This is a genomic window from Streptomyces sp. CB02009 (genome assembly GCF_001905825.1).
Lineage (GTDB): Bacteria > Actinomycetota > Actinomycetes > Streptomycetales > Streptomycetaceae > Streptomyces.
This window is the reverse complement of record NZ_LIVV01000021.1, coordinates 1-13,914: the sequence shown is the minus strand read 5'-3', so window position 1 is coordinate 13,914 and position 13,914 is coordinate 1. Positions and strand designations below refer to the sequence as shown.

Below are 13,914 nucleotides of genomic sequence, written 5' to 3'. Positions count from 1 at the left end.
ACCCGACCTGACCGCCTGCCCCTGCAGGCGGCCCTCCGGTTCCCCGGCATTGGAGTTGCCGGGGAACCGGAGGGCCTGATCCCGACCCTATCGGCCGAGCCGAATCGCGGTGGCCTCTTACACGGAGGCGCCAGAACGTAGAAAGGACCCGCTGTGGCCAACTCACCCACTCGGCGCAGGCGCAAGCCTTCCCCGGCCGTGAAGTCCCGCGGAGCCGGGGGCGCCCAGGCGCTCGAGGCGCCCGCGTTCCCCATCCCGACCGTCACCGCCGAGGGCTTTGTCCCTCAGGAGAGCGTGCTGACGCCGTTCGTTGAGGCCGACCGGCTGGTGGCCGATGCAGCCGATCGCGCCGCCGACCTCAGGGACCTGGCCGCCGACGATGCGGCGCGCATCGTCGCCGACGGCGAGCAGCGTGCGTCGGCCCTGCTGGACCTCGCCCGCGTCGAGGCCGCCTCGATCACCGAGGCGGCGACGACCGAGCACACCCGCGTCCTGGCCGACGCCCAGGCTGAGGCCGGTCAGGTCCGCACGCAAGCCGTGACCACCGCAGCCGCCGACGCCGATCAGACCCGCGCGCGGGCCGCAGCGGAGGCGGAGCAGCTGCTCATCTCCGCACGCCGTGAAGCCGACACGGTCACCGAGACGGCCGCCGGCGAGGCCGAGCAAATCCTGGCCGAGTCCCGTCTCCAGGCGCAGGAGGTCACCCGCACGGCGTCGGCGGAGGCGGAGGAGGTCCGCACAAGGGCCGAGACGGCTGCCGCGAAGGTCATGACCGACGCGGAGACCCGACGTACCGAGCTGCTCGAGGCGGCAGAACACGCCGCGGCAGCGACCCGCGCTGCGGCCGACGCCGCGGCGGAGCAGGTGCAGACGGATGCCGCCCGGCACGCCGCCGCGGCACGCAAGGACGCCGACCGCACGACGGCCGCCGCAACGGCGGACGCGGCCCGCACCGTGCAGATGGCCAAGGAGGACGCCCAACAGCAGCGCACCCGGGCGGCGCAGGACGCCGAACGCGCGATGGCTCAGTCCCGTGCGGAGGCGGGACGGATTCGTGAGCAGGCGCAGGATGAGGCCGATCGCCTCCTCGACGACGTCCGTGCCCGGCAGGACGCGGTCGCCGAACGCGAGGACGCCCTCCACACCGCCGGAGAGCAGGCCCGCGAACTGGCGGAGCAGGCGGCTGCTGCGATGCGGAAGGCGACCGATGCCACCGAGCGACGGCTCGCCCGCCGCCGCCTGAAGGACCAGGCCGCCGATGAGCGCCGCGCCGCCAAGGCCGCCCACCGCGAGGGCCGCACGACGTTCGCCGAGCGGAGCAAGAAGTGGGCGAAGACCAACGCCGAACGGCTCCTGGTCGTCGGTCCCATCACCGCGCCGATGGCCGTGGCGTGGACAGGGCAGGCAGGGTTCGCCACCGACATCCTCGGCTGGGTCGCACCGTTCACCGTCCTATTCGCGGCCGCGTGGGAGCTGTCCACCGCCTTCGTCGGCTGGATGTACCACCAGGCCCGCAAGGCCGGTGACGCCGGCCTGCTCTACCGCGTCTCCACCTGGGTCTTCGCTATGGGCGCCGCGGTGATGAACTTCTGGCATGCCTCCGGCGAGCCGGTGGCCGGCAGCCGGGTCTGGGACGCGGCCGCCCAGGAGTGGACCCAGCAGGTCACCTACTGGAACTTCACCCCGAAGGCCGTGGCGTTCGCCGCGATGTCGATCGTCGGCATGGTGCTGTGGGAGCTGTACGCGACCCTGATCCACCGCAAGCAGCTCCGCGAGGACGGCAAGGTCGCCGACTCCCGCCCGTCCATCGGCCTGGTCCGCTGGCTCCGTTACCCCCGGCACTCCTTCACCGCCTGGTCTCTCACGATCACCGACCAGCGGCTGAGCACCCTGGACCGTGCATGGACCGCGGCCGAGACCAGTCTCGCGCGCAAGCGGACCCTGCAGGCCGCCCGCAGGGGAGTCCCGCTCCCCAGGTCCTACCGGGTGGTCCCGGTCTCGGCCAGTCTCACTCCCACGGGGATCCCCGGTCTCATCGCCCAGTCTCTCGGCTCCGGCGAGACGTGGACGGTGGAGCGGATCGGAACCGGGACAGCCTGGCGCGGGACCGGGACGGGACCGGCCGAGACCGAGACCAGTGCCGGAGAGACCGGGACCACCGGCCAGAGCACATGGTCCGAGACCGGTCCGTGCCGAGCACTCCCCTCCGGCGCCCGGCCGGAGACCGGATCGGCCCCGGCCCTGAACTCCCGAGACCACAGCGAGACCGGCAACAGCCCCGAGACCACCAGGTCTCGCACCCTCAGGGAGACCGGCAGGACCAGGCACTCCGGCAGGGCTGAGACCGGTGAGACCGAGACCGCGCACCTGCGGGGCGGCAGTGAGACCGAGACCGGAGGAAGGACCGAGACCAAGACCACCGGGACCACGGCTTCGCCCGGGACCTGCGAGACCGAGACCACGGGCGAGACCGGAACAGACGGGACCAGCGCTCTCCGCGAGACCGGCAGGGCCGGGACCGTGGTCCCACTGGGAGACCCTGAGACCGAGACCCGTCACCTGCTGGACCTGATGAAGTCCCGCGGCGGCGCCGAGAAGGTCTCACTCGACGACGCCATCGCCGAGACCGGACGCCCCCGGTCCACGGCCGCCAAGCGGCTGGCCGCCGCCCGAGACCAGTACCGCACCCTGCCCCGCGTCCCCTACGCCGCCCGCTGACACGAGACCGCCGCCATCGGTCCCGCGCCAGCGGGCGAGACCCAACCATTCGTCCGGCACACACCAGTGAGGGCCAGCCCGCGGTAATCGGGCTGGCCCTCCGCTGCGACTGCCGGAAGCAGTCCCAACTCCGCCAGTACACCAGGAAGGAATGCCGTGCGCAGCCACGACCCCAACCACGATCCCGATCACTCCCCCTTGCGCGACGTCGCGCAGAGCCCGGAGGCCACCGCCCGGTACCTGGCCGACGTCCGGCGGGTCCTGCTGGACATCGGCAAGAACCTGGAGACCCTCACCGTGGAGACCCACATCCACTGCCGCGACACCCACGTCGAGGGAGACCGCTTCTACGACGCCTGGCTGCGCGCCAAGCCGGTTGAGAGGGCCCTGGAAAACGTCCTGAAGAACCTCCAGAGTGTCACCAAGGGCCTGGAAAAGAGCGCCTACAAGCGCCGCGCCCACGACGAGTCGGTAGCGGACACGCGGCGGAAAAGGAAGGAAAAAGAGCTGGAAAGGATCCGCAAGAAGGCAGCCCCTCTCCAGGCCGCCCCGGCGAACCCGCCCCAGCAGGGCGCGCAGAACCAGAATTCCGGCTATGATGTCCCTGCGTCGATTTACGACCTGTCCCGCAGGGAATCGGCGTGACGCGCCCCCTCACCAGCGCCGAACGGTCCGCACAGCGGCAGTCGGAATGGCTGCAGGGCGAAGAGCGCAAAGCCGTCGAATCTCGCGGCGAACAGGGACGGATGGAATTCTGGCTCCGTCTCACCCGATCCCGTATCAGCAAGAACATCAAGGCCGGCCGGGACGATGTGATTCCCGGATTCACCCAGGTCTGCCGCCTGTTCCTGCTCGCGATCGACAAGCGGGCGGAGGGCGACCCGCGGCTGTGGAACCACCTCATGCAGTACGCGCACCAGGTCCTCGAGCAGCACGGCCCGCGTCACTGAACGCACCCCCACCAAGGCCCCGCCGGACTCCGGCGGGGCCTCGCGCGCGTAAAAGCGTGCACACGTGCACGTGCACACGCGTGCACACAAGACCCCACGCTCTGTCAAGCCCCTAGGAAGGAGGTGCGCCGTGTCCGACGAGCCCGAGGAGAGCGACAGCGGGACTCTGGTCCGCGGCCCCTGGAGCGGGGACGCCTCGTACACGCCGCCGCCCATCCCGGATTTCATCGACACCATTCCGCCGCCGACGCCACCCCCCGCCGCGCCGCCGGAAACGCCGGAGGAAACGACGATGGAACTCCCGCCGATCCCGGCCGCCCCGGACCCCTCCCGCTCCCTGCGATCAGAAACGCAGGTAGCTCGAGAAATCGGAGAAAGCGACACCGGAAATGCGGAAGGTGAATACGCCCAGTCGCGTTCCCTTGCTGACCGCCTCGGTGACTGGCTGGAATTCCGGCTGGAGGTAATGCGCTCAGTTCGCGAAGGTGAAACGCCTTTCCGTGAGGCTGAAATCGCGCGGAAGGTGGCGTTGCTGGAGGCTCGCACCGCCCAGGAAGTCGCCATGATGGAGCAGAATTCGAAGCTCCACGCCGCGATGGCGAAGGCGAAGGGTGAAAAGGGGGCGGCCCGTGAAAAGTCTGGTGCCGAGCGTTCGAAAGCCTCCGCAGCCGGGTTGGGTGCGAACAAGGGCCGTGGCAAGGCCGGCGGCGGAGGCGGCAGTTCGCCGCGGGGCGGCAACGGCTCGCCTCCACCAAACAAGTCCGCTCCGACGCGGAGCGGCGCCAACTCCACAGGCCCCAGCGGGCGTTCCGGCTCAGGGACGCCCGGGGGCGGCGGGAGCGGCAAGGGCGGCACGAAGGGCCCTGGCGGCCCCTCTGGCGCCCGGAGCACCGGTGACAGGCGTAACGGGGCTCCCGGGGGAGCGAAGGGCCCTCAGGCGGGCTCTGGCGGCTCCGGGAAGAACAGTGGTCCCGGAGCGAAGAAGGAGGGAGGCCGTGCCCGGAACGGCCCTGCTTCCAGTGCTTCTGCCGAGCGGGCCCGCGGCCGCCAGGAGCGCGCCGGGGTCCGGCAGAGCGCCCGCCAGGAGCGGCGCACGGCCGGACACGCGGCCGGTGTCGCCGACCGCACCAAGGACCGTGACCAGGCTCGCGATCGCCGGCACAAGCAGTGGGAGGACCGCCGGGCCAGGAGGGCCGAGCGGAGCGCGGCGCGCAAGGCGAAACGGGAGGCCGCCGCCGCGGCGGATTCCGGACGGACCACGCTGGGCGCGGCACTCGAAGAAGAAGCCCGCCGGCGCTGGGAAGAGCGCCGCGCCGCCGACGAGGCCAGCAAGGCCAAGAAGACCGGCGGCACCGACGAGAAGGCCGGGAAGGGCGGCAAGGCGGACAAGGCCGACGGCACCGACAGCACCGGCGGCAAGGCCGACAGCGAGAAGAAGACCGGCGGCACCGACAGCAAGGCCAAGAGCACCGACGAAACCGGTGACAAGGGCACGGAGAAGGATTCCGGCGGCGCCCCCGGGGCTGGAACGGACGGTGCGGCCCCGGGCGGGTCGGGTGAGGCGCCCGGGTCCGGTGACAAGCCGTCTGGCAGCTCGAAGAAGCGCAGATTCCGCCGCCGGAAACACGCCAGCAGCACTCCGGGCAAAGGCCGCACCCGCGCCAAGCGGACCGGACGGACCGGACGGGCAAAGCGGGCTGGACGGAGCCGGTTCGCTCCGGACGAGTCCGTTCCGATGGCGGAATGGCCCGACCACCCGCCTCGCCCACCGCGCCGATCCGACGGCGAGGAGGACATCGAGGACGCCGTCATCGTGCCCGACGAACCGGCGGCCGTGACCGCCGGCGCCAAGAGTCTGCCGCCCGCATCCGAGCCGCACACCGAACGCCCCGGCTCTACCCGCCCCACGCCTCAGGAGGACTCCGTGGCATCGGAGATCAGAAGGACCGACCGGGGGCAGGCCGGCCTGGCGGCCCAGCACCGCACCGACATCACGTTCGGCGAGTACCTGGTGGACATGGCGAACATCGCCATCAAAGCCGGTGTCGACAAGGAGCAGGCCGAGGCCTTGGCCGACGCACTCGGCAAGGTCGCCGACGCCCTGCGGGACATGGCCTCCGAACTGGCGAAAGACCACAACATCGAGATCGAGATCGTGAACCAGGTCGTGGACCTGGCCGACGCCGCCGACCACATGAAGCAGGTGGCGACCCGGTGCGCTGCCGAGTGCGAGACCGCATCGGAGGCCGCGCGCATCGCCGCCGAGAACGTGGCCCGGACCTACGGCGAGGACATCCAGGCCATGGAAGACGGCGGTGTGACTCACGCCTCGGCCGCCGCCCACCACAACTAGAAAGGCAGGGACCGCCGATGGGTGACCTCGCCCTCCGCCCCACCGCCAGCGCCGTGACGACGGACGGCGACAACAAGTACAAGGCCGTCCAGCACAAGCTCAAGACGCTGGGCGAGGCCTTGAGCATGGCCGGCAACGAGCTGGAAGTGCTGCTGCGCGGCATGCGGATGAACGCCCACCACGCCGAAGGCCTGGCCGCGGCGATCGCCACCGCCGAACTCGACCGCAAGTTCATCGAGATGACCAACCAGGTGGCCGTCGCCCTGGGCGGCGCCGCCCACGAAGTCCAGACCCTCCACCAGACGGCCCAGGAAGTTTCCGGCCTCGCCCACGCAGCCCGGCGGACGCACGCGCGGCGGTACGAGCGCCTGGACGACGTCCGCTCCAGCCGCAAGGAACGCACCCCCAAGCCCGGCTTCTTCGCCCGCTGACCCACCCGCGACCCGTCAAGGGGCGGCCCGCCACACCGGCGCGGGCCGCCCCTCACCCCTTCTCCGAAGGAGATCCTTCCCGTGTCCGTGCCGCGCAGCGTCGCCCTTGAGCGCACCCTCTACACCCTGGCCGCGCCGGTCCTCGCCGCGGCCCCGAACATCTCCCCCGACAGTCCCGTCCACACGGCCGTCCAGCTGGCCGGCGCCGCCGGCCTCGGCGGCTGGTTCCTTGCCTACAAGAGCGACGAGCCCGGCACCGGGCGCAAGTTCCTGCGCTGGTCCCCGCTTGTGGCCGCCGCCGCCATCGACGTCGCCGCCCGGCACACGATCGGCTGGGGCCCGTGGTGCATGGACGCGCTGCTCGCTGCCGGATGGGCAGCGACCGGCCTGCTGGTGATGCCGTTCTCCCGGCATACCCGCCGCCGCCACCGCCCCACCCTCGCCGCCCCCGCACCGGCTACGCAGGTCCGGCCCACCGCCGTCCCGGAGCCGTCCCTGGCGCAGCCGGACGACGGCGCCGACCCGTTCACCCGGCAGGTCCGCCGGCTGTGGGAGGCCCGGGGCCTGCCCGGCCGCACCATCGTCGTCAAGGCCACCCCGCACGACGGCATGCCCCACGACCTGTCGCTCCTGCTGCGCGCGTCGGAGACCGGGCGGCCGATCTCCAGCCTCACCGACGAGGACGTCGCAGCCGCATTCGGTGTCGACGTCACCGACGTGAACATCGAAGAGGTCGCGCGGCAGTACGGCCGCCAGGGCGGCCCCGGCTGGAAGGAGGTCCACGTCACCCCGGACGCGAACGAACGGCGCCGCAAGGCCCCCTCCGCCCACGAGTGGTGGGCCGACCGGATCGGGGCCGCCGGCGGGCCCGTGCCCGGCTCGAAGTTCATGCAGAAGGTCCGAGACGAGGACCGCAAGGTCACCCACTACATCGCCCAGGTTCCCGACGAGATGGGCGAGCCGCGCGTCAACCTGACCATGCTGGCGGCCGCGCTGAAGACCAAGTACGACGAAGGCCGGGTGTTCGTCACCATCGACGGCAGCCAGGTCCTGGTCTCCCTGTGGGACAGCTCCCCGCTCGCACAGGTCTTCCCCGCCACCCGCGAGCTGCTCACCCCGGACGCGGACGGGCGCTGGGTGACCGGCTTCCTCGGCAACGGCCAGCCCGCCCGCAACCGCGTCTACACCGACCGGGGCGCCGCCCACGGCATCTTCGTCGCCCCCTCCGGCGGCGGAAAGACCCAGCTCATGGGCCTGCACGTCGCGGCCGACGCCCTGTTCGGGGCTGTGGTCATGCTGGCCACCGAGGCGCCGGACGAGAAGACCGCCGCCCTGGGCGAGCACACCGCCCGCTACGGCGTCGGCGCCCTGTACATGCTGAGGCTCCTGAGGGTCCTGGTCGCGCTGATGGAGATCCGCGGCCAGATGCCGTGGGAGGACGGCCGGGTCCACGAATGGGACCCGACCCGGCCGGGCTGCCCCTACCGGATGCTCTCCGCCTACTTCGACGAGTTCCTCTCCGCCGCCCGCAACGGCGACTACGGCACGGAGATCATGGAGCTCGCGGAGCTGGTGTCGGTCAAGGGACGCAAGTACGGCGTCGGCCTGAAGGTCGCCGGCCAGTCCATCTACGTCCAGGACGGCTTCACCCAGCTGCTGTGCGAAAACCTCCGGGAGAACTGCATCCCCGTCGTGCTGAAAGTCGCGCCGAAGAAGGTCAGCGACATGTTCAAGGCCCTCGGCGTCTCCCCCGAGCACACCCCCGACCCGCTCCCTCGTTCCTTCTCCGCTGCCGAGGAGGGCCGGATCGAGCGAGTGATGCGCGGCGAGCCCGAACCGCCTGCCGACTCCAACACCGGAGGCGCCGGATGGATCGTCGAAGGCAAGCAGCCCGACGTCCTGCGCACCCTGTTCATGGACTTCACGGCCGGCATCGACGACTTCTTCCCCGACACCGTCGCCACCCTGACCGACTACGAGATCTGTGAACTCGAAGCGCGTGACCTGTGGTTCGACTGGACCGAGCCGCCCCGGCCCGGCGAGTTCGGCCCCGAGCCCGACGACGAGGACGACTGGGACGACGAGCCGAAGAAGAGCAGCGGCAAGAGCCGCGGAGGCGGCAAGCCCGCCACCCGCCGCGACACGGTCACCTCGCCCCGCCAGGCGCTCGAGGCCATCAAGAACCTCTCCCGCACCTGACCCGCACCCCCCTTCGTTCCTGCATGGCCCGGCCGCTCCGGCCGGGCCGTGCCCGCACCCTCGACGGACACCCCGCCCGTGGCCGTATCGATCTCCGCCGCCGGCCTGCCGGGCATCGCCGTATTCGCTTCGTTTCGCGGCGGCTCCGTACGTCTCTGGCCCGGCCAGGCCCGCACCACCTTCGGCTGTCTCCTCGCCTCCAGCGGAGCCGGCCCCGCCTCACCACCGCGATCAGCCCGGTCACCGGCCGGATCTCCAGCCTCTTGCCTCCGCCCCGGCCAGCCAGGCCGCCCCCACCACGCCACCCCAGCTGACCCTGGAAGCCCGCATGGCCGCCACCGAAGCCGCGATGACCCTCCGGCTCGAACAGGCCGCCGTCGCCTACGAGGTCAACACCGCCCACATCCCCACCCCGACGGTCGACCTCGACGACATCCTCACCGTCCCACTCACCCCCACCCTCAAGCCGCCCAGCCCGTACCCGACGCCGGTCGCCGCCCTTCTCCAACGCGCGCACCACCGCCTGCTGACCGACGGCTGGTGCAACGGCACTCTCGTCGACGCCCAGGGCGCCCGCTGTCTCTACGGCGCCGTCCGCGCCGAAGCCGGCGGCGACCAGGCTCTGGAGTCGCGCGGAATGGAAATCCTGGCCGAGGCGATCCGCCGCCAGTTCGGAGAGTTCGTCGACTCCGTCCCCGGCTTCAACGACGCCTTCGGCTCCGGCCGGGTGCCCACCCGGATGCTCGACCAGGCCGCCCTCCTCGCCGACGCCCGCGGCCTCTGACCACCCGGCCTCCGGGCCCCCTGCCTCGCACCCGGCCCCATGCGGCCGGGTGCGGGCCAGGCCGTCCGGCCTGTCCGCGTAACACCGACACCCCGCCAAGGGAGCTGCCCCACCATGCCCAACAACCCGAACAACCACGCCCAGACCACCCGGAACGCTTCGGCTGGGGACCGCCGGGGTAAGCGCCTTGTCGCCTTGCGCGCCTGGTGGAGCACCACCTGGCAGGAGGGCGGCGTCCTGCACCGCCGATGGGAAGAGCTCCGCCTGGTCCGCGAGAACGGCTGGCACGACATGGCCAACTGGATCAAGGTCACGCTCGCCCTTCTCGGCGTATGCGCGGCGATCATCCTGATGGACACCGCAGGCGGCGTCCTTGGCACCGCCCTCGACAAGCTGACGGCGGCCACCGCCACCACCCGCGCCGCCACCGCGTCCTCCACGGGCCTGTGGAACGTGATCGACACCCCGGTCCGTGCTTACATCACGACCCACTCCACCGGACTCGCGATCAGCGCCTCCACCGTCTACGCCCTCTGGCAGCTGGCCGGCCTGGCCGGCTTTATCGGCGGCTTTCTCCGCTCCACCGCCGCCCGCCTCGCCTGGATCACATGGGGCGTGGCGACCATCGGCGCCGTGTGGTCCGCGACCCCCGCCACCGGCAGGCCCATCGCCGTCGCCATCACGGCCGTCGGCTGGGCACTCGCCTCGATGCTCGCACTGCGCGGCCTGAGCCTGCGCCCCGTGATCTACAACGTTCCGCCGGCTTTCCAGCCGAACGTCGAGATCCGGCCTGAGATCCACATCCTCGCCCAGCCTGCCAGCCTGGACAACATCCGCTTCTTCAGGCCCTGACCATCCAGGCCCACAGCCCCGTTCAGAAGAGTCCGATGCCCGGTGGAATGCCGAGCGCGACCGGATTCTCCGTGAGGACGGAAGGCTTGCCCCGCCTCGCCTCGGGCTTGCCCGTCGCAGAAGCGGCCTGCCGGCTACGCCTTGCCCTGCAGGCCGTACGAACGCAGGCCTCCAGCAGGTGAGAGGCCTGACCTGCGGTCTTGCCTGCTACCCGCCCGGTCGGCTGGTGGGCAAGCCTTTGGGCAAGCGGGGCTGAGGAGAGTTCACGGCATCGGATCCGAGAGGCACTCGCCCCGCTCGGAGACGACGACCCGCCCTGCCCGTGACCCGATTCCGTGATCCCTGGACCGCTCCGGTCGCCCCGTTTGGTTCTCGCCCACCGGAAGGTGCGCGAGGGCCCAGACAGGCCGTCCGGCCGCCGCCGCCCGCTGACCGCCCTTGGTCTCCGAGGCGCGCGCTTCAGCTCTGCAGGAGGACCCGTTGTTCCGTCTCATTCGCACCCGCACCCGCCGGCAGCTTCTGACCCACATCCAGGAGCTCCACGACCGTGCCAGCAGCCAGCAGCGCCGCCGCCAGGCCGCCGAGCACCGCATCGCTGAGGCCCTGAAGATCCTTGAGGCTGACGACTCCGAGCTGTCCACCCGCCTGTCCAGCGTCCTCACCGCCATCGCCCCAGCCCCTGACAGCGGTTCCCAGCTCCTCCGCTGATCAGTCATCAGCCCTGATGCCCGGCCGGTCCGGGCACGCCAGGGCCGGACCGGCCGAGCCGACTCCCCTCGCCCCGGACCTTGCCACCCCGCCGGGGAATGCAGTCCGGGCCGCTCTACCGCCCGTACCCGGCTGACGTCTGCCGGTCCGTCCCCGCGTCCTTGACGGCGAGGGCGGGCCGGGAGGCGGAACAGCGCCGTTCGGCCTCATCCACCGTTCACCTCCTCGAGGAGACGCACCCATGCCCGTCGCCATCAACGCCCACCAGCTCGGCCGCATGCTTTCCCGGACCGTCAGCCATATCGGGAGCGAGTTCGTCGCGCCGCTCCACGGCATCCGGCTGGAGGCCGACGACACCTACCTCTACGCGATGGCGTCCGACCAGTACACGATCGCCGTCGCCCGCTACCAGCACCAAGGCCTCGACGGCGAGCCGTTCGCCCGCACCGTTCCGGCTCCGGCCCTGCGATCCCTGAGTGAGTGGACTGACGCCCAGCACGGCAGCGACCCCGTCACCCTCACGACGGCCGAGGGGCGCCTGCGGCTCTCCGCACCCCACGGCGAGCTCGCCCTCGCCGTTACTGACGGACAGAAGTTCTTCGACTGGCGGGGCACGCTCCACGGCGTGCTCCTGCAGTCGAACGAGGGCAGCGACCCCTTTCCCGTCCTCGACTCCCGGTTCCTCAGCCGCTTCGCCCAGGCCGACGACAAGGTCCGCGTCCGTACCGCCGACGGGCGGGCCACGCTCATCGTCGGAGAGGACTTCCTCGGCGCCCAGATGCCTGTCTGCTCCCGCCAGGAGGGCTTCGGCGCCCACCTGGCCGAGGACGTCGAGCAGGTCCTCACCCACTGGACGCCCACGCTCACCGGAGCCAAGCCGACAGCCATGCCCGACGGCATCCTCGCAGAGAGCCGGCCCCGCTACGAGGTCACCCAGGACCCCGCGGAGACGTGGAGATCCTCCTGCGCCAGACCCTGCGCTCGACGCACGACCTTATCGAGGAGGACAGCGCATCCGCGGCCGCAGTCGCCTCACATGCGTCCTCGGGCGTCATGGCGTGGAGCGCCTACCGGTTCCTCGACGCCCTGCGCACTGCAGACCCGAAGCTCGCTGCCGAGGTCGTTGCCGACGTGGCGGGGCAGCTCGACAGCGGAGAGATCGGCGAGTTCGCCTGGGACGCGGCGTCGCTGGCCGGACATGACCCGGAGAAGTGGCAGGAGGAGGACGAGGCCCGTTGGGCCAGCAGCGCGCGGCCGCAGTCCCCAGGGGGACCGCGGCCGACGGCCGACAGGCCCAGGCGCCGCTGGTGGGGGCGGCCGACGAGTCCTGAGGGCCCCCGCGCCCCCGGCAGCTCGGAGCGCGGCTGTCCTCCACGGAGCGGTACCGGCAGGCCGGTGACGCGGCCTGACCCGAGGAGTGGGGCCAGAGACGGGGCGTGACCACCCTCTTGAAATGCATCTCTGGCGGAGCGGCAAGCGGCGGAGGCGGAACGGAAGGCCGTGGAGGCGGAGCGGCTGGCCGCGGAGGCGGAGCGCGAATCCGCGGAGGCGGAGCATGCCGCGGCACGGCAGGAGCGGGCGGAGAAGACGGCCGCCGAGGCGGAGGCTGAGGCTCGGGCCGAGGCCGCCCGGCTTTGGTCCGAAGAGGACCGCTTGATTCGGCTCCAGGTCGAGGCGGGAGCAGCCCGGGAGGAAGCGGCTAGGCAGACCGCGGAGGCGGAGCGCAGGGAGGCCCTGGCACGACAGGCGGAGGCCGACGAGCGCACCGCCCTTGCCCGAGAGGCAGTTGCCCGGGCCGAGCTGGCCGCGCAGGAAGCCGACGATGCTGCCCGCCGGAGCCCTCGTGAGCGAGGCGAGTGTCAGGTAGCCCGCATGATCCTTGCCGCTCACCATGCTCTCCCCGAGCACGAGCGGCCTATTGAGCCTGACATGTACGCCGTGACCCTGGAGGACATCGGCAGCGTCCTCAATGTCGCCCGCACGGCTGCCAGTGAGCGAAGGCAAGCTGCCGCCGACCTCATCAAGAACGGATATGTCGGCTGAGTCCGCTTGACCTGAGCCAGCTGGGAGGGCGGCACCCGCTTCGTTCGAGGGGTGCCGCCCTCGGCGTTCGACGAGGGCCACCTGGAATCAGCGGTCAGCCTGCTGTCTGTCTCGCAGGCCCGCTGGCTGGACGGCGCTTCTGAGCTGACCGTCAAGTCCGCACCCCAGCTGGAATGGCTGGTGTGCGGATCGGTTCCTGACAGGGAGGGTCGACGCCTCCACTCAAGAGTGACCCGCTGCCTTTGACCTGGTCTTCTCTCGTGGGTCACTGTTTGGGTCACTGTTTCTAGGGTGACCCAAACAGTGACCCGCCGCAGAGCTGAAGTCCCCCGGAGGGGCCCGGGTCGGCCAGAGTGGGCGCACGGGCCGGCCGAGCCGGGGGTCGCGATGGCCCACGGTGAGTTGGGAATGAGAGAGGGTGGGCCCACCGGATTGGCGGTCCCACCCCTTCGTGATGCTGGGCTAGCGGCGGGTGGCGTGCACCATGCGGATGGTCTCGGAGGTCTCCTCGTCCATGGCCCACCCGTGGTCTACCAGGAGAGCCTCCAGCCGGTGCACGGCTTCCTCGAGTCCGGCGTGGTCGCCCAGGAGGGCCAGGGCGCGGAAGCGCTGGCGCCAGAGTTCCTCGCGCTCTCGTGCGACCTCGAGGCCGCGGCCGGCGGCCCACAGTGCTCCTCGACCGTCACCGGCTTCGAGGTACCAGTTGGCCAGAAGACTGGCGCTGTTGACGACCTTGTCGTTGATGTCCTCCACGATCGGCTCGGCCCAGCCGTAGTAGGTGGAGCTGACTCCGGAGAACGGGCGGCCCCGGACCAGCTCGAGGGCGCGGCGGAGCAGGGCCTGGCCGTGGGCGCGAGGTACTTGGAGGGCGACGTC

12 protein-coding genes are annotated in these 13,914 nt (G+C 71.4%); 10 read left to right on the top strand and 2 right to left on the bottom strand.

Annotated features, from left to right (window positions below):
• Positions 1 to 153: 153 nt before the first annotated feature.
• The 9 genes from AMK27_RS40585 (at position 154) to AMK27_RS40545 (ending at position 10,995) form a co-directional block, all read left to right on the top strand.
• The gene (locus AMK27_RS40585; RefSeq protein ID WP_079188826.1) at positions 154 to 2,718 is read left to right on the top strand and encodes an ATP synthase F0 subunit B; all 2,565 of its coding nucleotides are present in this window, start codon (positions 154 to 156) and stop codon (positions 2,716 to 2,718) included.
• A 156-nt stretch (positions 2,719 to 2,874) separates the two neighbouring features.
• A complete protein-coding gene (locus tag AMK27_RS40580; RefSeq protein WP_073919482.1) occupies positions 2,875 to 3,363 on the top strand; it encodes a hypothetical protein in 489 nt (162 codons plus the stop codon).
• On the top strand, positions 3,360 to 3,668 hold the full coding sequence (locus AMK27_RS40575; RefSeq protein WP_073919480.1) for a hypothetical protein: 309 nt from the start codon (positions 3,360 to 3,362) through the stop codon (positions 3,666 to 3,668). The genes AMK27_RS40580 and AMK27_RS40575 overlap by 4 nt, the downstream gene beginning before the upstream one ends.
• Before the next feature lie 130 nt (positions 3,669 to 3,798).
• A complete protein-coding gene (locus AMK27_RS40570) occupies positions 3,799 to 6,021 on the top strand; it encodes an ATP/GTP-binding protein (protein WP_241847808.1) in 2,223 nt (740 codons plus the stop codon).
• Between the two features lie 17 nt (positions 6,022 to 6,038).
• Positions 6,039 to 6,452, top strand: coding sequence for a conjugal transfer protein TraB (locus tag AMK27_RS40565; protein WP_073919477.1), 414 nt, complete (start codon positions 6,039 to 6,041; stop codon positions 6,450 to 6,452).
• Positions 6,453 to 6,533: 81 nt separating this feature from the next.
• A complete protein-coding gene (locus AMK27_RS40560; protein ID WP_073919475.1) occupies positions 6,534 to 8,651 on the top strand; it encodes a chromosome segregation protein ParM in 2,118 nt (705 codons plus the stop codon).
• Positions 8,652 to 8,979: 328 nt separating this feature from the next.
• Positions 8,980 to 9,435: a DUF6197 family protein gene (locus AMK27_RS40555; RefSeq protein ID WP_241847807.1), complete on the top strand. Its 456-nt coding sequence runs from the start codon at positions 8,980 to 8,982 to the stop codon at positions 9,433 to 9,435.
• Positions 9,436 to 9,549: 114 nt separating this feature from the next.
• Positions 9,550 to 10,287, top strand: coding sequence for a hypothetical protein (locus AMK27_RS40550; protein ID WP_073919474.1), 738 nt, complete (start codon positions 9,550 to 9,552; stop codon positions 10,285 to 10,287).
• Positions 10,288 to 10,767: 480 nt separating this feature from the next.
• On the top strand, positions 10,768 to 10,995 hold the full coding sequence (locus AMK27_RS40545) for a hypothetical protein (RefSeq protein WP_073919472.1): 228 nt from the start codon (positions 10,768 to 10,770) through the stop codon (positions 10,993 to 10,995).
• Between the two features lie 217 nt (positions 10,996 to 11,212).
• Here AMK27_RS40545 and AMK27_RS42575 read toward each other — a convergent pair whose 3' ends face one another.
• Positions 11,213 to 11,845 carry a hypothetical protein gene (locus tag AMK27_RS42575; protein ID WP_143204967.1) on the bottom strand — a complete coding sequence of 211 codons (633 nt, stop codon included), beginning with the start codon at positions 11,843 to 11,845 and terminating at the stop codon, positions 11,213 to 11,215.
• A 650-nt stretch (positions 11,846 to 12,495) separates the two neighbouring features.
• Here AMK27_RS42575 and AMK27_RS42895 point away from each other — a divergent pair.
• Positions 12,496 to 13,038, top strand: a complete 543-nt coding sequence (locus tag AMK27_RS42895; protein ID WP_073919468.1) for a hypothetical protein — start codon at positions 12,496 to 12,498, stop codon at positions 13,036 to 13,038.
• Between the two features lie 462 nt (positions 13,039 to 13,500).
• Here AMK27_RS42895 and AMK27_RS40530 read toward each other — a convergent pair.
• The coding region (locus AMK27_RS40530; RefSeq protein WP_198956035.1) for a bacterial transcriptional activator domain-containing protein at positions 13,501 to 13,914 on the bottom strand (414 nt) is incomplete at its 5' end.

Excerpts from the sequence above, each read along its gene's own strand:
- AMK27_RS40565 (WP_073919477.1), top strand. The coding sequence starts at position 6,039 with ATGGGTGACCTCGCCCTCCGCCCCACCGCCAGCGCCGTGACGACGGAC.
- AMK27_RS40555 (WP_241847807.1), top strand. The coding sequence starts at position 8,980 with ATGGCCGCCACCGAAGCCGCGATGACCCTCCGGCTCGAACAGGCCGCC.
- AMK27_RS40550 (WP_073919474.1), top strand. The coding sequence starts at position 9,550 with ATGCCCAACAACCCGAACAACCACGCCCAGACCACCCGGAACGCTTCG.